This window comes from Agrobacterium deltaense RV3 (genome assembly GCF_900013505.1).
GTDB classification, from domain to species: domain Bacteria; phylum Pseudomonadota; class Alphaproteobacteria; order Rhizobiales; family Rhizobiaceae; genus Agrobacterium; species Agrobacterium leguminum.
The window spans coordinates 1,051,380-1,075,726 of sequence record NZ_LT009746.1; the positions used below are offsets into that span (position 1 = coordinate 1,051,380).

Sequence of the window (24,347 nt, forward strand, 5' to 3'; positions counted from 1 at the left end):
GGTGAGGCTTATGCAATTTATCGAGAGGGGACGACCGTTGAGGAAATATATCGCCATCGCGGTTTCGCTGTTCATGCACATCAACAGCGTACCCGCTCAGACCTTGGAGAGCGACTTGTCAGAGATCCAATATCCAAAAACCGAACGTGTCGACGTAGCGGAGGAGCATTTCGGCGTGACCGTTGCCGATCCCTTTCGCTGGTTGGAAGACACACAGGGCAAGGCGGCGACCGTCGGCGCATGGGTCGAAGCCCAGAACAAGGTCGCGCGGCGGTATCTTGACGCGCTTCCAGGCCGCGATATTCTGGAACAGCGGATGAAGGCCCTGTTCGAATACGAGCGCTACACGGATCCCCGTAAGCGTGGCGACAAGTGCTTCTTCACGGTCAACAAGGGTCTTGAGAACCAGCCCGCCTTGCATGTGCGTGACGGTGCTTTTGGACAGGCTCGTCTGCTGATCGACCCCAATGCCTGGTCTGACGACAATGGCGATGCGATAGGCGAGTGGAGCGTCTCCGACGACGGTCGTCATGTTGCTTTCAGCGTGCAGAAGGGCGGCACGGACTGGCGGACAATCCGGGTGCTCGACGTCGAGAGTGGTAACGAGCTTCAGGATGTAGTCGAATGGGCGCGCTTCTCGAATATCAGCTGGGCTCCGGACAGCTCAGGCTTCTTTTATTCGCGCATGCCGGAACCAGCTCGAAGTGCATCCGGCGCGGCTATTTTTAATCACGCAGTCTATTTTCATAGGCTGGGCACACCTCAGGCTGAGGATCGGCTGATCTATTCCACACCCGATCAACCGGGCCTGTTACATGTCGCCAACCGCACTGAAGGCGGCCGCTACCTTGCCATTTCATCGACGCCGGGCACGAACGAAAACGCCCTCACGATTATCGATCTAGCCGCCGGAGATTGGAGACCCAGGACGATCGTGCCGCACATGGAGGCCGAATGGTCCGTCATCGGCAATGACGGCAGCAGGCTGATCCTTCTCACCACCGATGGCGCCGAACGCCGGCGCGTGGTGACGCTCGATACGGCCCAAGCCGATCCTCGTCCCAAGGAAATCGTCGGCGAGGATCCAGATAGAGCCGTTGTCAACGATGCGGCGGTGATGGGCAACAGGCTCTTCATTGTCTATCTCGTCGATGCCAAGACCGAAATCCGCCGCTTTGGTTTGAGTGGTACGTCCGAGGGGATCGTTCCGTTGCCTGGTATCGGAACGGCTGGCGGGTTTCAGGGCCGTCCGGGCGATACGGAAGCTTTCTTCGGCTTTACGGCGTTCGATGCGCCGACCACGGTCTATCAGTACGACACGGAGACCAACGCGGTGAAGCCTTGGGTGGAGCCGAAGGCTTCCGTCAAACCGGACGACATCACTGTCGAGCAACGCTTCTACCGCTCGAAGGACTGGACGGAGGTGCCGATCTTTATCGTGCGCCGCAAGGACGTCACGGTCGCTGCTCCGACATTGCTGTATGGCTACGGCGGCTTCGGAATCCCTCAGGTTCCATATTACAACCCGATCCACCTCGCTTGGGTGGAGCAGGGCGGGGTGTTGGCAATCGCCGGCATCCGCGGTGGTGGAGAGTACGGGCGAGCCTGGCATCGCGCCGGACAGCTCGCGAATAAGCAGAATTCCTTCGACGACTTCATTGCGGCCGGGGAGTTCCTTAAAAAGAGCGGCATCACCTCATCGGATGGTCTCGCGATCCAGGGCGAATCCAACGGAGGCCTTCTCGTCGGAGCGGTGACAAACCAGCGGCCCGATCTGTTCGACGTAGCTTTGCCTAGCGTCGGTGTCATGGACATGCTCCGCTTCGATAAGTTCACGGCGGGCGGTTTCTGGATCAGCGAATTCGGCGACCCCTCACAAGAGCAGCCTTTCCGCAATCTTCTGAGCTACTCGCCCTACCATACGATCAAGCAGGGCGAAGACTATCCGGCAATCCTTGCGACCACGGCTGACGCCGACGATCGCGTCGTGCCGGCCCACACTTACAAGTACGTGGCTGCGCTGCAGGCCGCCGAGCTCGGATGGAAACCGCGACTGGTCCGGATCGAAACGCGCGCCGGACATGGCGCAGGCATGCCGCTCGACAAGGTCATCGCCCAGCATGCCGACATGTGGGCTTTCGCCGCCCGCTGGACGGGCCTGAAAATCAGCCCGGTGAAACAAACACCTTCAATTGGAGAATGATGAAAATGACCATGCTTAATTCGACAACCAGATCTTTGACATCCGTCTACGTCGGTGGCCTGATGTTGCTGGTAATGACAGGCTGCTCAGTGGCCGACGACGATCGCTACAGCGACAGCCGTCGCTGCGCCAATTATCGCGATTACAGCGACTGCATGTCGACGCAGCGGCACTATCGCGACCGCGAGCAGCTCATCAATCAAGAAAAGGCGCTGATCAACGCGGCGCAAGCCAGGGAGAACCTGCGCATGCTCCGGGAAATCAGACGTCGGCGCGGCGAGCAGTGACGTGCACGATCGTCGAACAGGGTAGGGCGGTCCGGCTGCAAGACCGGGCGGGTCCTCTCAGTGAGGGAGGTCGTCTTTTTTTCATCTGTCGCGAGCCTCGGCCCAGTGCGGATAGGTCACAAAGGCCGTCGTTGCACCCTCGCCCTCTGTCGTGATGGTGACGGATTGGCCCTTAGGCATGTAAACGATGTCGCCGGGTCCCGCGGTGACCGTTCCGTCGTTGGTGGATACGGACAATCGGCCCTCAAGGATGATCATGGTGTCGTCGACGGCCATCGTTTCGGTCAGCGACTGGCCGGGTGCGTACCGCCCATAGCCGATCGAGACCGGGCCACCGTTTCTCTCGTCCACCAGGTTTCCGACATAAATGTCGGCATCCTGCCCCGGCGATTTGACGAGTTCCGCGTCCGAAATGCTGAACTTTTGGACCTTCATCTACTTCCTCCCGTGTTTCCACCTGAGATAGTGCAATATCCAGTGACGCCAACCATGTTGCCAAGGAGAAAGATATGACTGAGAAGACCTGCTCCGCGCCCACGCCTGAACAGCGGAGGTACCTTGAGATCCGCAGTGCGGCGGAACGTTCGATGTTAGACAAAGTCTTCAAGGCGATCGACGTCGCGGCTGCCGAGGTAGCAGACGGTTTCAAGGAGGCCGGTCTGGAATTCGAGCCGACCAGCAGGGAGTACTTCATGTTCACGGTTCAGCAGGTGACGTTCGTTCGCCTATGCGGCGGCGACCCGGATACGCTGAAGGGTGGCAATCCAGAACTCGGTCAGCGGATTGTCAACAATGGCCAGCATATCATCGACAGTTATTGGCGAGACACTGCAGGTTCTAAGTAAACCGACGCGCGATGTCGTTACATCGCTCTCCCCTTGAGCAGGACCGGACGGTCGCTGGCTCGGTATTTTAGAAACGCGACAAGCGCTCACAGCGCCGCCGATTGATGACGGAGGCTTGGGAAATAGATGTACAGCGCTTCCATCGGGGAGGACCATGAAGGCAGAACGCGCGAAAGGACGATCCTGTTCTGGTTGCCAGCGGCCCGACCGTCTTGTCGCGTTCAACGCCTAAGGACGCACTATCCGTCATCGAGCGGTATGGCATGGAACTGCCAGGAAACGTCATCCGAAATCTTCAGGAGGATGCCGGCGTCGATCCCGACCACCCATGTTTCCGCGTTAACGAGATCAAGGTTGTCGCTTCCGCACAGGCCTCGATGGAGGCCGCGGCGGCACTCGCGCGGCATCGTGGCGTCCCGGCTGTCGTCTTGAGCGATGCAATCGAGGGTGAAGCGCGCGAGATCGCAAAAGTTCATGCACGCTTCGCGGCAAAGGAAAATGCGGACGAAACACTGAGTTCCTTCTTTCGCTCGCGATCGAGATTGCCGCACATGCAGACATCGAGGCGCTTGCGGCGGACACGGATGGAATCGACGGCTCCGAAGACAATGCCGGGGCTTTTGTGGCCGGGTTCACGGTGAGTAGGCTTCTAGCCGCAGGGCTCGATCCCCAGCACCTGCTCGCCTCGAACGACGCCTGGACCGGGTTCGATGCCACGAACGATCTGTTCGTAACCGGCCCGACCGGAGCCAACGTAAACGATTTCCGCGCGATCCTCATCGGGTAAAAGATGCAAGCAAGCACACGCGACCTCGATGAATATACTTGCCTTAACGACTTCGAGAAAGCGGCCAAGCGTCACCTGCCAGGACCGCTGTTCGGGTAGTAGCAGGAGCCAGCGAGACGAGGGCATCGCTGCGTCACAACAGCGAAGATCTCGCCAAGTATGCCTTACTCAGATTTCTCATGGCGCCTGAACTGGCACCGAAGCCTGAGGTCCGTTGCTAGGTAATTCCGCAGGTTTCGCTTTTCTTCCAATTAAATGGTCGCAGGTTCACATCGGTTCAAGAGCATTAACATTGGGCGAGTCGAGGCGTATCAGGCTTGGCAGATTGTCGACGAGAATTGCGCTGGCGAGTGCATTCCGCACCAAATTTCAGGGCAAAGTCCTCCATGCTCACATAGCCCTCGGACGAGGTGCCCTCAAGATGGCCAAGACTGATCCACTCAGAGCCACCACGGTCGCGACGCGAGTTTTTTAAAGGAGGCTGGCGAGGCGCAGCGTTTATGTTGAACTTCTAACGACCAGCCTTCCCCGGAGAGTTACGGTCTTCAAATCCGAGCTCCCTCTGATCATGCTGAGAATGGCATCAATCATTTCGTCGCGCGGTTGCTCATAGGTGGTGATGCCATATCCGAACAAGCCGGACAGCTCGTAATTGTCGAAGCCCACTACCGCAATGTCTTCAGGCACTTGGAGGCGAAAATTTGCCCGCATCTCATCCATTGCGCCCATCGCTAGAATGTCGTTTTCGCACATCAGGACATCGACGCGATCTTGCGGTAACGTCTCGCTTAGGTACTTTCTGACCGAGGCTGCGCCAGCGTCCCGACTGTATTTTTCCGCGCTCATGTGGACGATGGTCTGGACACCTTTTTCTGCCCAAAATTCCGTGAAATAGTGGCTTCTTTTTAAAGCTGTAGACAAAGCGGCAGCACCACTCATGAAGCCTGGGCGCTTATATCCCTTCGCATGAAGGTGGTCTACGATTTCCTTGAGGGCCACTTCCGCGTCGCAGACAACAGCGGGAACGCCGTCGATCTGACTGTCGCGTGCAAGCACGAACATAGGCGGCATGCCTTGCCCCTGCTGCAGGTCTGTCAGAGTTTCGTCACGAAACGCTGTGCCAAACAGAATGATGGCATCGACCTGACGCTGGTCCGCGTGGAGAAGGGCGTTTACATGGTCAAAGTGACTGTTGATATTGATCAGCATCACCACCAAGCCGGACGCCTGGAGCTTCTCGGTGAGCGCCTCAAGGAAGGGGAGTTTTTGCGGGTTGGAAAAGTCATCCACGAAGACGGCGATCTGTCCCGTCGAGTTGGTTGCAAGGCTTCGTGCAAGCAGGTTCGGCGTGTAGTTCAAAGCTGCAGCAGTCTCAAGAACCTTCCGCTTGCTTTCCTCGGTGATTGAAGCCCCGGGCGTAAAAGCTCTGATGACGGTCCACTTGGAGACGCCAGCAGCCTCCGCTACCTGTTTTGCCGTTGATCTCTTGCGCATGACTTCTCCCACAAATGGAATATTCGTTCCAATCTGCGATTACAGTGAAATGAATCCTTGCTTTTATCGCATTCTGACATAACATGCACCTGCTTGCACCCGGTAGCAATCACATTTGCACCCGGTAGCATTCGAATTTGTCATCCAGAGGAGTGGGCGACATTGAGGAGGAAAAAATGAAATCCATTTGGAAGAATGTCGCTTCTGCGGCGCTTGCTGTGTCACTGGCTGCAGCGGGCTCGGTGGGCGTCAAAGCCGACGAACAGCCCAGCATCATTGCTGTCACTCATGGGCAAGCGTCTGACCCCTTCTGGTCGATCGTGAAAAACGGCATGATGCAGGCCGGCAAGGACATCAATGCCAAGGTTGACTATCGTGCACCGGAAACCTTTGACATGGTCGCAATGGCGCAGCTCATTGAAGCCGCAGTCAATCAGAACCCGGCGGGTATTGTAATTTCCAATCCCGATCCGGATGCGCTGGGCCCGGCGATTGCCAAGGCCGTCGCGGCCGGTATCCCCGTTATCTCCATGAACTCCGGCATTGCCGCAACGGAAAAGCTGGGCATCAGGCTCCATGTTGGCCAAGACGAACTTACCGCAGGCGTGAAGGTCGGCGAAAAACTCAAGTCGCTCGGCAAGACGCACGTGCTTTGCGTAAACCAGGAGGTCGGAAATGCCGCCCTTGACCAGCGCTGCGCGGGTACCGAGAAGGGTTTCGAAGGTGGAAAGGTGACGATCCTGCCGACGACCGCCGACCCTGCGGAAATTGAATCGAAGATTCAGGCTGCTTTAACCTCAGATCCTTCCGTCGATGTCGTACTTGGCCTGTCGGCACCCCTCGTTGGTGAGCGGGCGGTTGCTGTTGTCGAGAAGATGGGCAATGGCGACAAGGTCAAGGTCGCTTCTTTCGATCTTTCGGCGAATTTCCTGAAGGCTGTTTCGGAAGGCAAGGCATTGTTTGCCGTGGACCAGCAACCCTACCTTCAGGGGTATCTTCCGGTCACATTCCTCGCGCTGAATGCCAAGTATGGCACTATTCCTGCTGGAAACGTCGCCTCGGGTCCGAGCTTCGTCGAGAAGGATGCGGCAGCCTCGGTGATTGAGAAATCCTCCCAGGGAATCCGCTGAGCGGTACCCATCCAGCAGCTTCCGCACCTCCAGCGGGGGCTGCCCTCATCGCCAGACATCCGATCCGCAGGGCGCGTGAACGGCAGCCGATGGCGCACGTAAAACAACTTACATCTGAGGTACGACCATGACGCTGGCAAACGAACAGAACGGGTCTCCGACTCGATCCGACGAGCGCCTGAAAAAGGTTTCGACTTTGACCGCGCTCGCGCGACGTCCGGAACTCGGCGCCGTCGCAGGATTGGTGCTCGTTACGATATTCTTCATGCTCACCGCAAACCCATCCATGTTCACACTTGCCGGTATTGTAAACTTCATGGCGCCAGCAGCCCAGCTCGGAATTCTTGCGGTTGGCGCGGCACTTCTAATGATTGGCGGCGAGTTCGATCTATCCATCGGCTCGATGGTCGCATTCGCGGGGCTGGTTTTCGGCACGGCCCTTGTCGTCCTTAATCTCCCGCTCAGTGTCGCGATCCTGATCGCGCTTGCTTTCGCCGTGGTCATCGGTGTCACCAATGCCCAGCTCACCATGCGCACCGGGCTTCCATCGTTCATAGTGACGCTTGCGTTTCTCTTCATTCTTCGCGGCTTAACGCTCGTCGGCCTGAAGTGGGCGAGCGGCGGTTCAACCCAGCTTCGCGGGATGAGAGAGGCTGTTGCGGACAGTCCCCTTGCGCCGCTCTTTTCAGGCGACGCCTTCCCGGGTCTCTTCACATGGCTTGGCAATGCAGGCATTATCGAGACCTTCCCGAACGGAACGCCGAAAGTCCCGGGTATCCCCGTAGAAATCCTCTGGTTTGTGCTCATTGCACTCGTCGCCACATGGGTTCTGCTTCGCACACGATTTGGAAACTGGATCTTTGCATCGGGCGGTGACCCGAAGGCTGCCCGCAAGTCGGGTGTTCCTGTCGCCCGTGTAAAGACCACTCTATTTATCGTCACCGCGATGTGCGCCACTCTTGTCGCCATTCTAACGGTCCTCGACGCCGGTTCGACTGATGCCCGACGCGGTTTTCAGAAAGAATTCGAAGCCATCATTGCGGCCGTTATCGGCGGATGTCTTCTGACTGGCGGATATGGTTCGGCGATCGGTGCGTTCTTCGGTTCTATCGTCTTTGGCATGGTTTTGATCGGCCTCACCTACACGTCGATCGACCAAGATTGGTACCTCGTCTTCCTCGGCGGGATGCTGCTGACTGCAGTTATTTTCAACAACATCATTCGTAAACGTGTGACGGGAGAACGCTGATGAGCACGACCCAGACACCACTGGTCGAGGTCAAGAACCTCGTCAAGCACTTCGGCTCGATTATCGCACTCAACGGCGTTTCGCTGAGTGTCCACGCAGGAGAGGTTCTGTGCCTTCTTGGAGATAACGGAGCCGGCAAATCGACTCTGATCAATACTCTGTCCGGCGTTCACAGGCCGACATCCGGCGACTTCCTCGTCGAGGGAAAACAACATCTCTTTACCGGGCCAAGAGATGCGCTCGATGCGGGGATCGCGACCGTCTACCAGGATCTGGCAATGATCCCGCTGATGTCTGTCACAAGAAACTTCTTCATGGGTCGCGAGCCGTTGAAGGGCTTCGTTCCGTTCAAATACATGGACATGGAATTCGCGGATCGCGTTACCAGCGAAGAAATGAAGAGAATCGGCATCGATGTGCGTGAACCCGGACAGGCCGTCGGCACGCTCTCCGGTGGCGAACGTCAATGCGTGGCGATCGCACGCGCCGTATATTTCGGGGCAAAAGTCCTCATTCTTGATGAACCGACATCTGCACTCGGTGTCGCGCAAACCTCGATGGTCCTGAAGTACATCGATCAGGTTCGCAGCAAAGGTCTGGGCGTCATTTTCATTACCCACAACGTCAGACACGCTTTTGCCGTCGGCAACCGTTTCACAGCTCTGAACAGGGGAAAGACGCTTGGCACATTTGCCAAACATGAAATCGACCTCGATGGCCTGCAGAATCTGATGGCGGGGGGCAAGGAGCTCCAGTCGATCTCAGCGGAGCTGGGCGGCACCATCTGAAGACACTTGGAAATATGAATTTTGGCCCGGCGCATTCGCCGGTCCTTGGGCAGCCATATCCAAAATCCAGGAAACCACTCGAAATGAGCAATGAGAATAATACCCAGTTTCCCTTAGCCGCCTGCGCTGAGATGCTATGGCGGGACAAACCAATCGAATGGCGCGCCTCCCGATTGAAGGAGCAGGGATTTGGCGTCGGCCTCTGGAATTGGCCAGAGCACGACATAAACAAGCTCGAAGCCACCGGTGCAACCTTCACAATTATGAACGGTTACCTGACCGGCCGCCTCACCGATGATGAGGGCGCAGCCGAACTTTTGAGAACCGCGCGCGAAACGGCTCAGATCGGCAAACGTCTTGGCGTTCAGCGCCTCAATCTTCACGGCACAGGCCTCGGGGATCGTGGACTGCCGGTTCAACCTGTCGAGGTCGTCACGGGAGTGATGTGGCTGAAGGCTCAGGAGACGCTACGCCGTATCGTTGACCTCGCGGAAGAAGAAAACGTGGTTTTCACACTGGAGAACCTGAACCTTCCCGTCGATCACCTCGGCGTGCCGTTCGGGCGCGCCGAAGACACGTTGGCGCTCGTGTCGAGCATCGACCACCCGCGTCTGCGTTTGAACCTGGACCTCTACCACGCGCAGATCGGTGAGGGGAACCTGATCGAACTTTGCCGCAGGAGCCTGCCGTGGATCGGTGAGATTCAGGTGGCTGACGTACCTGGCCGATTTGAGCCGGGCACCGGCGAGGTGAATTGGAAGCAGATCGCAAAAGCCCTTAGCGATATGGGCTACTGCGGCCCGATCGGGATGGAAGCATGGGCATCCGGAGATGCCGACGCGGCGCTCGCTGCCTTCCGTGAAGCCTTCACTCTCTGATTTCAGAAACAGGACTAAAAATCATGACCAAAGTAAAAAAAGTCAACGTCGGACTTATCGGGGCAGGGCGCATCGGTTCGTTCCATGGGGAGAGTGTAGCAAGAAGGCTCGTAGACGCAGAGCTTGTGGCCGTCGCTGATCCTGCTCCCGGGGCCGCCGCAAAACTTGCAGAGGCGCTGGGCGCCGCCGCTTCTTATACCGACGTCGCAGAAATGCTTTCTCACCCCGGTCTGGATGCGGTCATCATTGCCACACCCGCACGTTTTCACACCAATATCCTGGTGCAGGCCGCAGAGGCCGGTAAAGCGATCTTCTGCGAAAAACCGATGGCGCTCACGCTTGAAGATGCGGACCGCGGCATTGCAGCCGCCAAGGCCGCAGGCGTCCCCCTGCAGGTCGGTTTTAATCGCCGCTGGGACCAGGCATTTTTTGAAAGCCGCGCAGCGATCGATGCTGGAAAGGTCGGTGCGGTTCAACTCATCCGGTCATTGACACGCGATCCCGGTCCGTTCGGCTCTGATCCAGAGAGGATTCCTTTGTGGACCATCTTCTACGAAACGTTGATACACGACTTCGACACCTTGCTTTGGTTAAACCCCGGCGCAAAGCCTGTCGAAGTGTTTGCCATGGCAGATGCATTAGTTCGCTCGGATGCACGCGACAAAGGCTTCCTGGACACGGCGGTCGTCAATATCCGCTTTGACAATGGATCTATTGCGGTTGCGGAAGCAAACTTCTCTGCAATGTACGGCTACGATATTCGCGGCGAAGTATTCGGCTCCGGCGGAATGGTCACGATGGGGGACGTACGACGTTCGAGCATGACGCTGTTCGACGCAACTGGCGTCTCCAACGACACATGGCGGCGCGACACAGACCATTTCATTCAAGCCTACACGGCGCAGCTTGCTTCTTTTGTCGAGGCGGCGCGTAGCGGTACCGTCCAGAACGCACCCACGGGAGCTGATGCTCGCAACGCTCTGGCGATCGCACTTGCTGCCATTGAATCCGTGTCGAGAAAACAGCCGGTTCCTGTGAGTTGAAGGCCTGGTTGACAGGGGCGCTGTCGGCCTCTGTCAGCACATATATGTTGGAAAAGTTCGTGACCAGAAGCCTGTTGGTGAGGCTAAGAGGATCATCATGGAAGCGAAAGCTGACTTTCAGAAGCCAACAGTTCTTGATCTGGAAAGCGTGCTTGCGGTCCAAGGTGTGCCGCTATCTTTCCGTCAAGAGCGAGTAGCGCGATTTGCGGTTGCCTATCCGGAAATCGTCGCCTTCGGTACAGCAAACTCCCTTGCTGCTCATTGTTCCGTGACCCAGTCGACGGTGGTTCGGCTGGCAATCTCTCTTGGGTTTGAAAATTATCGCGAATTCAGGCACGTTTTTCGGCAGCACGTGAAAGTCAACGCAATCTACAGATAGGTTATTGATTTTCTCGCTGCACGGTCACCGTCAGAGAAAGCTGCTTTTGCGCGATTTTGGATCGTGTCGCGCCGCTCGGATAAGAGCACATCAATCTGAACGGACACTATTCTCGGCCAAAGTCTAAGCGTAGGGCCTTCGGGGCATCTTTGGCATTCACGGCAGCCAAAGCCTGTTCGATCGACGTGTGAATCTTAGTGTCGATGCCTTTTGCGAGCCACGAGACGACGTTGAGAACATCCCCACGCCTGTTTTTCTTGCGAAGAGGACCGTTCCAGGCGGTAGGTCGTTTTGGTGGATCATTGAGAGCACCTCCGTTCGGACGTATGGCCAGAATTCCTTGGGTATCCCCATGGCCAAAAGCGCCTGCAACTCGTTCCAGAACAGTGTCGAACCTATCGTGCGTTCGTCTTTCTGAACCACAACTACATAGCGGTTTGCCTGTCGCAGACGGAGCAGGACAGGCAAGCTCGTTGACTGGGGTGGCAAGTGTTGTCGGCAGTTCATCAGCGGTGAAACTCCGTTTGTATCGATACGATTTTCGACATCCGGGTTGATGCCGGTGCAATGGCAATATTCGGGGCACTTGACGTCTCTACCCTGCAGTTTGAGCGTTCTCTTGCCTGCCAAGATGGAACATCCGGCGCGGCAGCACGGCGAGGGTCGTTAGTCCCCCGTATGCGATGGCTGCCGCCGCCACGATCTGGAAAAGGGAATTGACACTTGCCTGAAACCAGATCACCGAAGCCCACCCGACGAAAGCTGCCAGGATCATCCTGACTGTTCCGGCAAGAACCGGGAGTAAAACACGCTTCAGTCCCTGGCTTGCAAAATAAAGCGCCAGCCCCAATCCAACTGCACCATAAGCCGGTGCGACAATTTGCAGATACTGGGAGCCTAGCTGCTGCACATCCGGATCCGCCGTGAATAATCTCATCCAGGTCATGGGGAACAGAGTGGCGAGAATGCCGATTGTCTGCGTGAGGCCGAATGCGATACCTGCGCCAACCCAGGCGACCCGGCGGGCGCGTTCGATCTGACCCGCTCCGATATTAATCCCAACCATGGTGACGATAGCGGTTCCAAGACCGAAGATGATGGGGATTTGCAGATAATCTAGCCGCGATGCGATGCCGAACCCCGCAATTGCGTCTGCGCCGAAGTGGCCGACGGCTGACGTTACGAACGTAACCGTCAGATTGACCTGGATCGTGCCGACTGCGGAAGGCAGGCCGACACCCAGAATGTCCTTGAACAGTCGACCTTGCAGCGGAACGATTTTGAACTTTAGCGGGCTGCTTGATGAGCACACGTATAGGACAAGCACCAGTGCCGCGATGAGATAATAAATGAAGACCGCAGCGCCTCCGCCCGCCACGCCGAGCTGCGGGATGGGGCCCCAGCCGAAAATCAACGGCGGCGACAAGACGAGAAGAAGGAACGCGCCGGCGATGATGACGAAGGCAGGCACGTTCACGTTGCCAGCGCCCCGCAGGGCTGCCGAAAGCAAAGCCGTGATCCAGATGGGAATAGAGCCTGCGAACACAATTCCTGAATAGAGGAGGGCGGCACTAAGAGTTTCTCCAGTCCCTCCCATTGAGCGGTAGAGCACAGGTCCAAGAAAGATTGCAGCGACTGAGAAAATAGCTCCGAATACTGTGGCCAGAACAATCGAATGCCAGACAAGCCCATCGGCATCAGCGTGTCGGTTGGCTCCCAGCGCTCGGGCCACAGCCGAGGAAACTCCCCCTCCAATCCCGCCATTCGACATCATTTGCATCAGCATGAGGACCGGAAAGACGAGGGTCACGCCCGCTAAAGCCTCGGTCCCAAGGAAACTGACGAAGTATGTTTCCGCGACCCCAACAAAGGTCTGGACCACGAGAACGACGACCGTGGGCAATGCCAGCCGGAACAGTGTGGGCGTGATTGGTCCATGAAGAATTCCACGTGGTGTCTTCTGTGAAATTGTTGAGACATGAGAATTTTTGCTGTCAGGCATATCGGCCATGGCTGATCCTAAAACGTTCTCCAAGGCTCTGCTCCGCTCCCAAGGCCATGGGCTCGCAACCGGTTCTCAGAATTTGAAAATAGATTGTTTTTGAAATCTAAATTATATAGAGTGCATTCGCAATCTAAAATAGCGCTTCCGAGCGTGAAACCGGAGCCCGTGCAGGTGTTCAAAACCCATGTTTCAGATCAAGGATCGATAAAAGCTGAAATGGTGGAAAACCCGCTTGTCGGGAATCTATGCTTTGCCGTGCAGCGGACAAACCGCATCATTTCCCGCCAGATCAACGATGCATTGCGCTCGACAGGACTAACGGCAGAGCAGATATTTCTTCTTGCAGCGATTGGTGAAGCAGGTTCCCCTCGAATATCGGAGGTTTCGCTACTTCTTGGCCTTGACCACTCAACCGTCGTTTCAAATCTAAAACCCTTGGTGAGGAAGAATTGGGTGACGATGTCCGTGGATGTCGATGATCGCAGGGCACGAAGGCTTCTGCTCACCGACAACGGGAGCGCTCGGCTTGCAATGGCATTTGAGCGTCTTCAGGAACTTGGAGACGCGCTGATGAAAAAGGTTGGCGGCACGCAGAATACTCTTGGCCTGTGCCGGATGCTTAGCGAGCTATCAACAGCGTGCGCTTGACATAGGCCGCGCGGGCGACCGGCAGATGAGTGCAAGGATACGGCCATCACCCCTTATTTTCCGCGCCGTCTTCCTGCACTACCTCCTCGTGGGGCTGTGCCTTTAATCCAGCCACTTCGGTCTCCAGGCGGGCCAGCCGTTTTTCCAGCGCGATGAGGTAGTCTCCCTGCGGATCGTCGATACCCAGGACGGCATCTTCCCACGATCGCCATTTTTCTCGAAAACGCTTCAACATTTCAAATCTCCATGGCCATCAATTTTACAAATCGGCGCTTGCAGGCCCCAAAGTATGAGCGAGCATCACGCCATTCGCTCCGAAAGGCGGATCACCTCCGCCGGTTGCCTCAAACCTGTGGCGACGACTGAAACTCTCAGCCGCCCTTCAAGCGCGTCATTGAATGTCGCGCCGACCACGATATTGGCGTCGTCATCGACTTCCTCGCGAACACGTGTTGCCGCTTCGTCGACATCAAAAAGGGTCATGTCCGGTCCGCCGGAGATCGAGACGAGAAGGCCTTTCGCTCCCCTGACAGACGCTTCATCGAACAGCGGATTGGCAATCGCTGCCTCGGCGGCATGTCGGGCGCGGGCGTCTCCCGTTGCCTCGCCCGTGCCCATGACCGCTCGGCCCATGTCACGCATGACGGACCTTACATCGGCGAAATCGAGATTGATCAATCCTTCCTTGACGATCAGATCGATGACAGAACTGACCCCGGCATGCAGCACATGATCTGCCATTTCGAATGCATCTGCGAAGGTCGTCTTCGCATCGGCAATCCGGAACAGGTTCTGATTGGGGATGATGATCACCGTGTCTGCACATTCACTGAGACGCTCGATTCCCTGCCGCGCTGTTCGCATTCGCTGCGTACCTTCGAATGTGAAGGGCATGGTGACGACGCCGACGGTCAGTATGCCTGCCTTGCGCGCAGCATGGGCGATAACGGGTGCGGCACCTGTTCCCGTTCCGCCCCCCATGCCCGCCGTCACGAAACACATATGGGTTCCGTGGAGGTGATCCATAATCTCGTCAATTGACTCTTCGGCGGCCGCCTGTCCAATATCGGCCAATGATCCGGCGCCAAGTCCCTCCGTGACGGTCGGGCCAAGCTGGATAAGCCGTGGCGCTTTTGACATGGACAAAGCCTGTGCATCGGTGTTCGCAACGATAAACTCCGCGCCCTTGAGATCGTGAATGATCATGTTGTTGACAGCATTGCCGCCGCCACCGCCGACGCCGATGACGGCAATCCTTGGCTTGAGGAGCGTTATGCCGGGCGGTGAAACGATAGTCGTTGGTTGCATGGTGGGAGCGTCCTGGTGGAGACTTTGTTCAAAGGGGATCACGCGCGGGGGTTAATCAGCTAACGATTGCCTCTCCTCGGCCAGCGTCGAAACACTGCGCTGGCATTGACGCCACCGAAGCCGAAGCCATTGGATATCGCATATTCAACATCGAGGGGTCGGGCATCGTTTGCGACAAAGTCGATGCCATTGGCTTCAAGGTCCGGTGAACTGAGATTCAAGGTAGGGGGCGCGATCTGGTGCTGGAGCGCCAGGATCGTAAAAATAGCCTCAAGGCCGCCGGCTGCCCCCAGCAGGTGCCCCGTCGCCGACTTCGTGCCGCTGACAGCGATCGACTTCCTTTGGCCGAACAGGCTCTTGATTGCTCTGAGCTCTCCGAGATCTCCAACCGGGGTCGAAGTCGCATGCGCGTTAAGATGGCCGATTTCGTGCGGCGCGATACCAGCCTGAGCGATGGCGATTTGCATTGCCCTGCGGGCGCCGCTTCCATCTTCCGGCCCGGAGGTAATATGATGGGCGTCGGCGGTCGTTCCATATCCAACGAGTTCTGCTATCGGCGTCGCACCACGAGCAAGGGCGTGGCTTAGGGCTTCAATGACGAGGATGCCTGCGCCTTCACCCATCACGAAGCCGTCGCGCGCGGTGTCGAAAGGACGTGACGCCTTGGCCGGGGTCTCGTTAAAGCCTGTCGATAGTGATCTTGCTGCTGCGAAACCACCAAGGCTGACAATGTTCATACAGGCCTCGGTGCCACCGCAAAGCGCAATGTCGGCTTCATTGGATCTGATCAGCCGTGCTGCATCGCCAATCGCCTGAACGCCGGCGGCACATGCCGTCACCGGGGCTCCCAGCGGGCCTCTAAAGCCATGCCGGATAGAGACTTGTCCGGCAGCGAGATTCACGAGAAAGGATGGAATGGTGAAGGGCGAGAGGCGGCGCACGCCGCGTTGGTCGACGGTACGCACCGCCTCCGTTATCGCGGGAAAGCCGCCGATGCCCGATGCGATGATTGTCGCCGTTCTCAGTTTTTCTTCTTCGGAAGCTGGCTTCCAGTTCGCCTGCGCGAGAGCCTCTTCCGCCGCTGCCAGCGCAAAGATGATGAAACGGTCGACCTTGCGTTGATCCTTCGAGGACAGGGTCCTGTCAGGATCAAATCCTCCTTCAGGATCGTCTGCCAGAGAAGGGACCACGCCTCCGATTTTTGACGGCAAATCCCCGACGATGTCATCACCCAGCCGACGGATCCCGCTTTTGCCAGCAAGGAGCCGGGACCAGGAGATATCGACATTCGCACCAAGGGGGCTGACGGCTCCCATTCCCGTGACAACGACACGACGCATTTGCATTCCACCTGTCTATGATCAAAAATTTGGCATGCCTTCGGCGTCCGACCGAATGACCGGTCGTGAACTTGGGACATGCGGTTTGCGCTATACTCGCCTGATACGCGTGCGGATTCGGCTGAGCCGTGACAGCTATCGGCGACGAATATCCAAAAACGGTCTGTTAGTCGCTGCGATCGCGGCCAGCAATGCGCCGGACCTCGCTCGCTGCCGCGTCGAGTACGCTCGTCGACAGCAGTTCATCCTCGATGATCCGCGACAGCGTCACCGCACCGACCATCATGGACAATATTGCCATGGCTTTTCCGCTTCGAGCTCTATCGTCGCCCTCTCCGATGAGTTCTTCGAGCACCTCGAAATGCGCCCGGATACCATCTTCAAACGGGCGCCGAACTTCGGCGGTTTGACGCGCCGCGTCGGAGCCGAGAGCAACAAGCGGGCATCCTTCTGCCTTCTCGCCGCTATGGTCTTTGGAGAGGTAGAAGCTGATGATCGATTCCAGGGGATCTGACGTGTCTGCTGCGGCATCAGACCACCTTCTCGTGGCGCTCTCGAGAGCACGCCGTGATGCGAGCGCCGCAAGATCGTCTTTCGATGCGAACTGTTTGTAGAATCCACCCTGGGTGAGACCTGCACCCTTCATCAGGTCTTTCAGGCCGATCCCGTCGAAACCATGCTCTCGAAACAACCGGCTGGCGACGTTTATCACCCTCTCGCGGTTTTCCTCTGCCTGTACGCGGCTCACTCTCATGTGGACCTCCAATTAGATTTCATTTGACATCTATATGTCTTTTAGAGTTAGAGTGCAATCTAATATTTTTGAACGGGCCGTCAAGAAGGGACGATGAAATGAAACGGAAACTTGTTGTCACTGCAGCAGCAGTGCTGGCGCTGGCCGCAGGCGGAGCCGCAGCACTGCTGCTTCCGGCGCAGGCACCAGAGGCAAAGGCTGCCGATCCCCGGACCTTGGCGCCACTGGTCAACCTCGCGACGGCCAGGCTCCCTGGCAATTCGAGCAGCAGCTTTACCGGAACCGTTGGTGCCCGGGTCCAGAGCAATCTCGGCTTTCGCGTTCCCGGAAAGATCGTTGAACGTTTCGTCGACGTCGGGGAGCAGGTGAGCGCTGGCCAGCCATTGATGAGGCTTGACGAGACCGATCTTCGCCTTGCTTTGACGGCCAAGCGAAACGCTGTCATCGCAGCACAGGCGACGTTTGTTCAAGCGAAAGCCGATGAGAAACGCTTTGCCGTGCTGGTGAAGACTTCTGCTGCCTCGACGCAGCAATATGAACGATCAAAGGCCCTGCTGGATACGGCGACGGCACAGTTGGCCGCCGCTCAGGCTGAGGCGAATGTTGCCGAAAACGAGGCCCAATATACGGTTCTTGTTGCCGATGCAGATGGAACCATTGTCGAGACGCTCGGTGAACCGGGCCAGGTGGTAACCGCCGGGCAGCCGGTTGTCCGGCTCGCGAAGTCAGGTCCGCGCGAAGCCATTGTCTGGCTTCCCGAAACCATGCGCCCTGAAATCGGGGTTCAGGCTTCCGCATCGGTGTACGGCAGAAACAATGTGGAGAAGGCCAAGCTGCGCCAGATCTCCGATTCTGCCGATCAGCAGACCCGCACTTATGAAACGCGCTGGGTGCTTGAAGGGGGGGCTGCAAATGCGCCTCTGGGAGCGACCGTCACCATCGAAATCGAGAACAGGGATGTGCAGAATCATGCCGAACTGCCGATAGGCGCTCTGTTGGATGACGGGACGCGAACGGGCGTCTGGGTGATTGATCAGCAATCGTCCGTCGTGAAGTTTCGTGATGTGAACGTGGAGCGGGTGAGCGAAGAGAATGTGGTCGTCACTAATGTCAAGCCGGGAGAGGAGGTCGTTGCGCTTGGCGCACATCTTCTGAAGGATGGAGCGCAAGTTCGCACCAGCGTTGGTACAAAAGAGGCGGCAAACTGATGAATCTCAATCTGTCCGCCCTTGCGGTTCGCGAACGCGCCGTGACGCTGTTCTTCATCGTCCTTCTGTCGCTTGCCGGCGTCTATGCCTTCGTCAAGCTGGGACGCGCCGAAGACCCCTCCTTTACCATCAAGACGTTGACGGTCACGACAGTCTGGCCGGGCGCAACCGCGCGCGAGATGCAGGATCTCGTTGCCGAGCCGCTGGAGAAGCGCATTCAGGAATTGGCCTGGTACGACCGGGTCGAGACAACGACGCGCCCCGGCTTTGCCTATCTTACCGTCACGCTCAAGGACAATACGCCGCCAAGCGCCGTCGCTGAAGAATTTTATCAGGCGCGCAAGAAGCTTGGCGATGAAGCCAGAAACCTGCCGCAGGGTGTTCTGGGACCGTTCGTGAACGACGAATATTCCGACGTCAGCTTCGGCCTTTACGCTCTCAAGGCGCAGGGCATGCCGATGCGCGATCTCGTCCGGGAGGCCGAAAAGATCAGGCAGGACATGCTGCATGTTCCCGGCGTCAAGAAAATCAATATTCTCGGCGAACAGCCCGAGCAGATATTCGTAGAGTTCTCCTATGAGAAGCTCGCCACGCTCGGCATATCTTCTCAGGACATTGCCGCAGCCCTTCAACGGCGCAATACCGTTACGCCCGCTGGCTCAATAGATACGCAGGGTCCGCAGGTCTTCATTCGTCTCGATGGTGCCTATGACAGTGTTCAGTCTATCGCTGATACGCCCATCGTCGCTTCCGGCCGCGCGTTGAAGCTTTCCGACATTGCTGAGGTACGCCGGGGTTATCAGGAGCCGGCAAGCTATGTCATCCGTCATGACGGCGAGCCGGCCATCATGCTCGGTGTTGTCATGCAACAGGGCTGGAATGGTCTGGAGCTTGGCAAGGCTCTCGAGGAGCGCTCCAGCCGGATCGCAGAGTCGTTACCCCTTGGCATAACGCTGACGAAGGTCAGCGATCAGGCTGTCAACATTGATGCGGCGGTGGGTGAATTCATGGTGAAGTTCGCCATGGCCCTCGGCGTGGTGCTCTTCGTCAGCCTCATTGCGCTCGGCTGGCGGGTGGGCATCGTTGTGGCTCTGGCCGTTCCGCTGACGCTGGCTGTCGTCTTCATCATCATGCTCGAGACGGGGCGCTTCTTCGACCGCATCACGCTCGGTGCATTGATCCTGGCGCTTGGCCTGCTTGTCGATGACGCCATCATCGCCATCGAGGTGATGGTCGTGAAAATGGAAGAGGGCATGGACCGCATCAAGGCAGCTGCCTATGCCTGGAGCCACACTGCCGCACCGATGCTGTCGGGCACGCTTGTGACCATTATCGGCCTGATGCCGGTCGGTTTTGCCGCCTCTGCAGCCGGTGAATATGCGGGCAATATCTTCTGGATCGTCGGTTTCGCGCTGATCGTTTCCTGGTTCGTGGCGGTGATTTTTACGCCCTATCTCGGCGTAAAGCTGTTGCCCGATATCAAGCCGGTAGCAGGTGGCCATCATGCGATTTACGATACGCCGAATTACAGACGCCTGCGCGGCGCGATCGAATTCACCGTCAAGCACAAGTTCCTGACCTGCGCCATTGTCGGCGTCGTCATGGCGCTCTCGGTCGTGGGGATGGGTGCAGTGAAGCAGCAGTTCTTCCCCACATCGGACCGCCCTGAGGTTCTTGTCGAAGTCCGCATGCCAGAAGGCACGAGCATCGAAACGACGACCGCCACGGTCAAGAAGCTCGAGGCCTGGTTGAAGCAGCAGCCCGAAGCGAAGATCGCGACCAGTTACATCGGCCAGGGTGCGCCCCGCTTCTTCTTCGCCATGGCGCCCGAACTGCCCGATCCTGCCTTTGCGAAGATCGTTGTGCTGACATCCGACGCCCATGAGCGTGAGGTGCTGAAACTTCGTCTGCGGGAAGCCGTTGCGCAAGGGCTGGCGCCCGAGGCATTCGTCCGCGTGACGCAACTCGTCTTTGGCCCCTACACGCCATTCCCCGTCGAGTTTCGGATCAAAGGACCGGACGCGGAAGAGCTGTACAAAATCTCCGAGCAGGCACTTGCTCTCATGAGCTCTGTACCTGACGTCAGAAATGCCAACCGCGATTGGGGTAACCGCACACCCGTCGTCCGTTTCGTTCCTGATCAGGATCGCCTGAACCTCATCGGCATGTCGTCCGCCGAGGCTGCCCAGCAGATACAGCTCCTGCTGAGTGGTGTTCCCGTGACGCAAGTTCGTGAGAACATCCGAAACGTTCCTGTCGTGGCGAGAAGTGCCGGTGAAATCCGCCTCGATCCTGCAAGGCTAGCCGACTTCTCGCTCGTGACAAGAGACGGTCGTGCGATCCCGCTCGATCAGATCGGCCACACGGAGGTGCGCTTCGAAGAGCCGATCCTCAAGCGTCGTGACAGAACGCCTGTGGTGACGGTCCGATCCGACATTAACGAGGCGACCCAACCGCCGGAGGTTTCGCAACAGGTGATGACCGCTCTTCAGCCGCTCATTGCATCTATGCCTGCTGGCTACACTATCGAGATGGGTGGCAATATCGAGGAATCACTCAAGGCGAATACGGCTCTGGTGAAGGTGTTCCCACTGATGATCGCAGCGACCCTGATCGTCATCATCTTTCAGGTACGCAGTCTGTCGACGATGACGATGGTGATGCTGACAGCACCGCTCGGTCTTGCAGGCGTCGTGCCGACCCTGATCCTGTTCAACCAGCCTTTCGGGTTTAACGCGATCCTGGGTCTTATCGGCCTGGCGGGCATCCTCATGCGCAACACGTTGATCCTCACCGAGCAGATCAAGGAGAATAAGGCCGCGGGTCTGGACGACTATCATGCCGTGATTGAGGCTACGGTGCAGCGAACGAGGCCCGTCATCCTGACAGCGCTTGCCGCGGTCCTCGCCTTCATTCCCCTGACGCATTCGGTTTTCTGGGGTTCGATGGCCTACACGCTTATCGGCGGAACGGCGGTGGGCACGCTCATCATCCTGCTCTTCCTGCCGGCACTCTATGCTGCATGGTTCCGCATCAAGCCGCCCAAGGCAGAAGTGCATCCGACGGTAAACGCGAACACGCAAAAGGCTCACGATGCGCTTGCCGCGGAATAGTCACCCGCTCCGCAGCAGATGATGCTGCGGAGAGTCCATTTCGCTCGGCAGGACGGGGCTGTGATTTGCTTGGTTAGAGCACCCCTTAAGAAGCCATGACTTCATTCCGCTTGAACCCTGCCCATAAGGAGACTTGACATGAACCCTATCGTCTCAATTTTTAAAAATCCTCCGGATGGGGGCCGAGGATACCACCGCGATATGCGTGTAAGATGGGCTCTCGAGGAAGTCGGACAGCCTTACACTCTACGGTACCTGACTTTTTCCGAGATGCGCCGACCCGAATATCTGGAAATGCAGCCGTTCGGCCAGATGCCGATCTACCAGGAGGGCGATCTCGTTCTTTTTGAATCCGGCGCGATCGTGCTCCACATTGCACAGCGTTTCGCTGGGCTCCTTCCGGATGAAGCGAATGCGCGCTCGCGCTCCATCATGTGGATGTTTGCAGCGGTCAACACGATCGAGCCCTGTATCGCGTCTGGCAGCGTCGGATATCTCAGTCAACGGCTCCAGCAACTGAGCGATGCTCTCGGAAAGAATGAGTGGCTTGAGGGCGCGCAGTTTGGCGTCGGGGATCTTATGATGGTGAGCGTGCTGCGGCCGCTCAAACACTCTGATATCCTGCTGGAAAGCCCAGGCTTGCAGGATTACGTCCAAAGAGGTGAGGAACGTTACGCTTTTCAGCGCGCGCTAGGTAATCCTCCGGCGGCTAAGCGGACGGCGTAACCTCAAGGCGTTTCGATCCGCCATACCCTTAGGCGAGTATTGCCGCTTCAGCTCGGTCGTTCCCGTGTTTGGAAGACCTTTGCCGAGCACGCGTGGTCGCTTGGGAACGCAGGTGAAGTTGTTATCGAAACAACGGCAGCGTTCCAATCTTGACCTTGTTCCACAGCAGATCCGGACGGATCGCGCAAAAAGTTGGTGCGATGTCCGTGCAATATCCATGAAACAGAAGGAAAGCACATGCAGAATACTGGACACACATTTGGAACTAACGGGCCTTCCTCAGGGAAAACGGCATTGATTACCGGCGCATCAAGTGGCTTGGGGCTCGAATTTGCCGAATTGCTGGCGGCGCAGGGAGTGCACCTAGTCCTCGCAGCCCGTCGACAGGAGCCGATGGAGAAACTCGCCGCTAACCTCCGCCAGAAATACGGTGTCGATATACACGTTGAACCGATTGACCTTGCTGTGCCCGGCGCGGCTGCCGATTTGAAAGGGAAGCTGGATCAGAAAGTGTTGACCATCGATGTTCTTGTGAACAACGCCGGATACGGTTTGCAGGGCGAGTTCCTCGAAACGCCAATTGAGCGCACGACTGACATGATTCAGCTCAACATCACGGCGCTTACTGAATTGAGCTATGTGTTCGGACGAGACATGGCGGTCAGAGGTACAGGAGAAATCCTGCTCATCGCCAGTCTCTTATCTTTCCAGGCTGTTCCGACCTATGCGGCTTATGCTGCAACCAAGGCATATGTTTTGTCCTTCGGAGAAGCTCTCCACGATGAACTGCGTCCACGGGGTGTCGTCGTCACAAGCCTCTGCCCGGGCCATACGGAAACAGGCTTCGATGCGGCCGCCGGCGCTTACATTTCTCCCATGTTGCGCCGGATGACGATGAAACCACGCCCTGTGGCCGAAGCTGGGCTTAAAGCACTTTCGAAAGGAAAAGCGAGTGTCATTGCGGGATTCATGAACAACATGGTAGCGTTTTCAAATCGCTTTACTTCACGATCAATGCAGCGTGCTTCTATGAAGAAGGTCATGGCGCCGTGATGCCTGTTCAGCGTCAGTAAGGCTTGCTCTCGTGCTCTGCGCGAGGATGGCTCGGAGCCTAGGAATCCTTGCCTTAAAAGGGCTATCGACGCACTTGCATGACGAGAGATTGCGATGACTAAGGCCAATATTGCAGAAAGACGGCTCAGGTTTTGGGGGGCTCGATTATGCGGATCAATGAGTTTGCCGACAGTCACACCACCCCCTCAAGCGTAAGTCAACAATCAACGCGTCGCTGATTCATATCCTTTCAAGGCCGGTAAATTACAAGTCTCCATGCAGTCAGGCCCCCGCAACCGATATTTACAAATGATATCAAATAGCTCCGGGGCCCCCCGGAGCTATTTTTTTGCCCAAAATCCTCTAGCACAACTCTACCACAAAACCGGCCCCTGATTTGACGCGTCCTTGTCGGCGTGATTCCCTGTTCCCATATCGAAGTGGCGTGCTGCCGGTTTCATGGACATCGAGTTAAGGTGGTCCGGGAACATGGGGTCACTGTTGCGCAGGCTGCTCGTGATCTTGATGTCCCCGAGGATGTGCGCAAATGGGTTCGGGAAGGCGGCGACGATCCCAGCCACTCGTTTCCGGGAAAAGGCTAGATGAAGCCTGAGCAGCTTGAGATCGAACGGTTACGTCGTGAAGTCGCCAAGCTGAAAGCGGAACGCGATATCCTAAAAAAGGCCGCAGCTTACTTTGCCAGGGACGCGATATGAAGTTCGCATTCATTGCAAAGCACCGTTCGATCTGGCCCCTATCGTCGCTGCTTTGCAACGACTGCGGGCTAGAGGGTGGCATGGCTCTGCGAAGCGCTGGGAGTTTCTCGTTCAGGTTTCCATGCCTGGCTCAATTGTTCTTCGAGCGAACACACCCGTTATGATGAGGTCCTGCTGGACAAGATCACGCAGAGCTTCAAATCCAGCGATCGCACATACGGTGCTCGCCGCGTGTGGCACGACGTGTTGGAAGCAGGATTGTGGTATGGTCTCCATCGTATCGAGCGACTGATGCGCTCAGGGCTAGGCCACGACGGCGTGGTTTGCCAAAGGATGCCGGTGATCGTGCAGTCATCATGCCGAACGTCCTCGACCGCCAGTTCATGGCAAACC

At 57.2% G+C, this 24,347-nt stretch carries 21 protein-coding genes and 2 pseudogenes; 16 read left to right on the forward strand and 7 right to left on the reverse strand.

Going from position 1 to position 24,347, the window contains the following annotated elements; genetic code table 11:
• Positions 1 to 37: 37 nt before the first annotated feature.
• Positions 38 to 2,203: a prolyl oligopeptidase family serine peptidase gene (locus AGR7B_RS19185; RefSeq protein ID WP_245317723.1), complete on the forward strand. Its 2,166-nt coding sequence runs from the start codon at positions 38 to 40 to the stop codon at positions 2,201 to 2,203.
• A 5-nt stretch (positions 2,204 to 2,208) separates the two neighbouring features.
• A complete protein-coding gene (locus AGR7B_RS19190) occupies positions 2,209 to 2,490 on the forward strand; it encodes a hypothetical protein (RefSeq protein ID WP_162934203.1) in 282 nt (93 codons plus the stop codon).
• Positions 2,491 to 2,571: 81 nt separating this feature from the next.
• Here the strand turns inward: AGR7B_RS19190 and AGR7B_RS19195 are convergent, their stop codons facing one another.
• The gene (locus AGR7B_RS19195) at positions 2,572 to 2,925 is read right to left on the reverse strand and encodes a cupin domain-containing protein (protein WP_078053809.1); all 354 of its coding nucleotides are present in this window, start codon (positions 2,923 to 2,925) and stop codon (positions 2,572 to 2,574) included.
• 74 nt (positions 2,926 to 2,999) lie between these two features.
• On the opposite strand from AGR7B_RS19195, the gene AGR7B_RS19200 reads away from it, so the two are divergent.
• Both AGR7B_RS19200 and AGR7B_RS19210 read left to right on the forward strand, forming a co-directional pair.
• Entirely contained in the window at positions 3,000 to 3,335 is a 336-nt protein-coding gene (locus AGR7B_RS19200) for a hypothetical protein (protein ID WP_078053808.1), read from the forward strand.
• Between the two features lie 176 nt (positions 3,336 to 3,511).
• A pseudogene (locus AGR7B_RS19210) lies at positions 3,512 to 4,122 on the forward strand (MOFRL family protein); the annotation flags it as partial.
• A 498-nt stretch (positions 4,123 to 4,620) separates the two neighbouring features.
• Here AGR7B_RS19210 and AGR7B_RS19220 read toward each other — a convergent pair.
• Entirely contained in the window at positions 4,621 to 5,616 is a 996-nt protein-coding gene (locus AGR7B_RS19220; protein ID WP_078053754.1) for a LacI family DNA-binding transcriptional regulator, read from the reverse strand.
• A gap of 176 nt (positions 5,617 to 5,792) precedes the next feature.
• On the opposite strand from AGR7B_RS19220, the gene AGR7B_RS19225 reads away from it, so the two are divergent.
• The 6 genes from AGR7B_RS19225 (at position 5,793) to AGR7B_RS19250 (ending at position 11,083) form a co-directional block, all read left to right on the forward strand.
• Complete coding sequence (locus AGR7B_RS19225; RefSeq protein WP_080857599.1) at positions 5,793 to 6,746, forward strand: sugar ABC transporter substrate-binding protein; 954 nt, start codon at positions 5,793 to 5,795, stop codon at positions 6,744 to 6,746.
• 127 nt (positions 6,747 to 6,873) lie between these two features.
• Positions 6,874 to 7,995: an ABC transporter permease gene (locus AGR7B_RS19230; protein ID WP_065656731.1), complete on the forward strand. Its 1,122-nt coding sequence runs from the start codon at positions 6,874 to 6,876 to the stop codon at positions 7,993 to 7,995.
• Positions 7,995 to 8,783, forward strand: coding sequence for an ATP-binding cassette domain-containing protein (locus AGR7B_RS19235; RefSeq protein WP_078053751.1), 789 nt, complete (start codon positions 7,995 to 7,997; stop codon positions 8,781 to 8,783). Before AGR7B_RS19230 ends, AGR7B_RS19235 begins: the two co-directional genes overlap by 1 nt.
• 83 nt (positions 8,784 to 8,866) lie before the next feature.
• Positions 8,867 to 9,661: a TIM barrel protein gene (locus AGR7B_RS19240; protein WP_080857600.1), complete on the forward strand. Its 795-nt coding sequence runs from the start codon at positions 8,867 to 8,869 to the stop codon at positions 9,659 to 9,661.
• A gap of 23 nt (positions 9,662 to 9,684) precedes the next feature.
• Positions 9,685 to 10,704: a Gfo/Idh/MocA family oxidoreductase gene (locus AGR7B_RS19245; RefSeq protein WP_078053749.1), complete on the forward strand. Its 1,020-nt coding sequence runs from the start codon at positions 9,685 to 9,687 to the stop codon at positions 10,702 to 10,704.
• A 97-nt stretch (positions 10,705 to 10,801) separates the two neighbouring features.
• Positions 10,802 to 11,083 carry a MurR/RpiR family transcriptional regulator gene (locus AGR7B_RS19250; protein WP_078053748.1) on the forward strand — a complete coding sequence of 94 codons (282 nt, stop codon included), beginning with the start codon at positions 10,802 to 10,804 and terminating at the stop codon, positions 11,081 to 11,083.
• A gap of 595 nt (positions 11,084 to 11,678) precedes the next feature.
• Here AGR7B_RS19250 and AGR7B_RS19255 read toward each other — a convergent pair.
• The gene (locus AGR7B_RS19255) at positions 11,679 to 13,094 is read right to left on the reverse strand and encodes an MATE family efflux transporter (RefSeq protein WP_078053747.1); all 1,416 of its coding nucleotides are present in this window, start codon (positions 13,092 to 13,094) and stop codon (positions 11,679 to 11,681) included.
• Between the two features lie 165 nt (positions 13,095 to 13,259).
• Between AGR7B_RS19255 and AGR7B_RS19260 the strand changes: the two genes are divergently transcribed.
• Positions 13,260 to 13,736 carry a MarR family winged helix-turn-helix transcriptional regulator gene (locus AGR7B_RS19260; RefSeq protein ID WP_142844999.1) on the forward strand — a complete coding sequence of 159 codons (477 nt, stop codon included), beginning with the start codon at positions 13,260 to 13,262 and terminating at the stop codon, positions 13,734 to 13,736.
• A gap of 46 nt (positions 13,737 to 13,782) precedes the next feature.
• Here the strand turns inward: AGR7B_RS19260 and AGR7B_RS19265 are convergent, their stop codons facing one another.
• The 4 genes from AGR7B_RS19265 to AGR7B_RS19280 form a co-directional block, all read right to left on the reverse strand.
• Complete coding sequence (locus AGR7B_RS19265; RefSeq protein ID WP_078053745.1) at positions 13,783 to 13,971, reverse strand: hypothetical protein; 189 nt, start codon at positions 13,969 to 13,971, stop codon at positions 13,783 to 13,785.
• Positions 13,972 to 14,036: 65 nt separating this feature from the next.
• A complete protein-coding gene (ftsZ, locus tag AGR7B_RS19270; RefSeq protein ID WP_080857601.1) occupies positions 14,037 to 15,044 on the reverse strand; it encodes a cell division protein FtsZ in 1,008 nt (335 codons plus the stop codon).
• Positions 15,045 to 15,103: 59 nt separating this feature from the next.
• Entirely contained in the window at positions 15,104 to 16,384 is a 1,281-nt protein-coding gene (fabF, locus tag AGR7B_RS19275; protein WP_080857602.1) for a beta-ketoacyl-ACP synthase II, read from the reverse strand.
• Between the two features lie 166 nt (positions 16,385 to 16,550).
• Complete coding sequence (locus AGR7B_RS19280; RefSeq protein WP_044460126.1) at positions 16,551 to 17,138, reverse strand: TetR/AcrR family transcriptional regulator; 588 nt, start codon at positions 17,136 to 17,138, stop codon at positions 16,551 to 16,553.
• Between the two features lie 98 nt (positions 17,139 to 17,236).
• Between AGR7B_RS19280 and AGR7B_RS19285 the strand changes: the two genes are divergently transcribed.
• The 5 genes and pseudogenes from AGR7B_RS19285 to AGR7B_RS25615 all read left to right on the forward strand — a co-directional run.
• A complete protein-coding gene (locus AGR7B_RS19285; protein WP_078053742.1) occupies positions 17,237 to 18,346 on the forward strand; it encodes an efflux RND transporter periplasmic adaptor subunit in 1,110 nt (369 codons plus the stop codon).
• Complete coding sequence (locus tag AGR7B_RS19290; RefSeq protein WP_078053741.1) at positions 18,346 to 21,459, forward strand: efflux RND transporter permease subunit; 3,114 nt, start codon at positions 18,346 to 18,348, stop codon at positions 21,457 to 21,459. Before AGR7B_RS19285 ends, AGR7B_RS19290 begins: the two co-directional genes overlap by 1 nt.
• A 138-nt stretch (positions 21,460 to 21,597) precedes the next feature.
• Positions 21,598 to 22,185, forward strand: coding sequence for a glutathione S-transferase family protein (locus AGR7B_RS19295; RefSeq protein ID WP_078053740.1), 588 nt, complete (start codon positions 21,598 to 21,600; stop codon positions 22,183 to 22,185).
• Positions 22,186 to 22,422: 237 nt separating this feature from the next.
• Entirely contained in the window at positions 22,423 to 23,238 is an 816-nt protein-coding gene (locus tag AGR7B_RS19300; protein ID WP_078053739.1) for an SDR family NAD(P)-dependent oxidoreductase, read from the forward strand.
• Between the two features lie 434 nt (positions 23,239 to 23,672).
• Positions 23,673 to 24,347, forward strand: a pseudogene (locus tag AGR7B_RS25615) (IS3 family transposase); the annotation flags it as partial.

What these genes read in the sequence shown, in the direction of transcription:
- AGR7B_RS19190 (WP_162934203.1), top strand. Translation starts at nt 2,209, where the DNA reads ATGACCATGCTTAATTCGACAACCAGATCTTTGACATCCGTCTACGTC.
- AGR7B_RS19195 (WP_078053809.1), bottom strand. Translation starts at nt 2,925, where the DNA reads ATGAAGGTCCAAAAGTTCAGCATTTCGGACGCGGAACTCGTCAAATCG.
- AGR7B_RS19200 (WP_078053808.1), top strand. Translation starts at nt 3,000, where the DNA reads ATGACTGAGAAGACCTGCTCCGCGCCCACGCCTGAACAGCGGAGGTAC.
- AGR7B_RS19220 (WP_078053754.1), bottom strand. Translation starts at nt 5,616, where the DNA reads ATGCGCAAGAGATCAACGGCAAAACAGGTAGCGGAGGCTGCTGGCGTC.
- AGR7B_RS19225 (WP_080857599.1), top strand. Translation starts at nt 5,793, where the DNA reads ATGAAATCCATTTGGAAGAATGTCGCTTCTGCGGCGCTTGCTGTGTCA.
- AGR7B_RS19230 (WP_065656731.1), top strand. Translation starts at nt 6,874, where the DNA reads ATGACGCTGGCAAACGAACAGAACGGGTCTCCGACTCGATCCGACGAG.
- AGR7B_RS19235 (WP_078053751.1), top strand. Translation starts at nt 7,995, where the DNA reads ATGAGCACGACCCAGACACCACTGGTCGAGGTCAAGAACCTCGTCAAG.
- AGR7B_RS19240 (WP_080857600.1), top strand. Translation starts at nt 8,867, where the DNA reads ATGAGCAATGAGAATAATACCCAGTTTCCCTTAGCCGCCTGCGCTGAG.
- AGR7B_RS19245 (WP_078053749.1), top strand. Translation starts at nt 9,685, where the DNA reads ATGACCAAAGTAAAAAAAGTCAACGTCGGACTTATCGGGGCAGGGCGC.
- AGR7B_RS19250 (WP_078053748.1), top strand. Translation starts at nt 10,802, where the DNA reads ATGGAAGCGAAAGCTGACTTTCAGAAGCCAACAGTTCTTGATCTGGAA.
- AGR7B_RS19255 (WP_078053747.1), bottom strand. Translation starts at nt 13,094, where the DNA reads ATGGCCGATATGCCTGACAGCAAAAATTCTCATGTCTCAACAATTTCA.
- AGR7B_RS19265 (WP_078053745.1), bottom strand. Translation starts at nt 13,971, where the DNA reads ATGTTGAAGCGTTTTCGAGAAAAATGGCGATCGTGGGAAGATGCCGTC.
- ftsZ (WP_080857601.1), bottom strand. Translation starts at nt 15,044, where the DNA reads ATGCAACCAACGACTATCGTTTCACCGCCCGGCATAACGCTCCTCAAG.
- fabF (WP_080857602.1), bottom strand. Translation starts at nt 16,384, where the DNA reads ATGCGTCGTGTCGTTGTCACGGGAATGGGAGCCGTCAGCCCCCTTGGT.
- AGR7B_RS19280 (WP_044460126.1), bottom strand. Translation starts at nt 17,138, where the DNA reads ATGAGAGTGAGCCGCGTACAGGCAGAGGAAAACCGCGAGAGGGTGATA.
- AGR7B_RS19285 (WP_078053742.1), top strand. Translation starts at nt 17,237, where the DNA reads ATGAAACGGAAACTTGTTGTCACTGCAGCAGCAGTGCTGGCGCTGGCC.
- AGR7B_RS19290 (WP_078053741.1), top strand. Translation starts at nt 18,346, where the DNA reads ATGAATCTCAATCTGTCCGCCCTTGCGGTTCGCGAACGCGCCGTGACG.
- AGR7B_RS19295 (WP_078053740.1), top strand. Translation starts at nt 21,598, where the DNA reads ATGAACCCTATCGTCTCAATTTTTAAAAATCCTCCGGATGGGGGCCGA.
- AGR7B_RS19300 (WP_078053739.1), top strand. Translation starts at nt 22,423, where the DNA reads ATGCAGAATACTGGACACACATTTGGAACTAACGGGCCTTCCTCAGGG.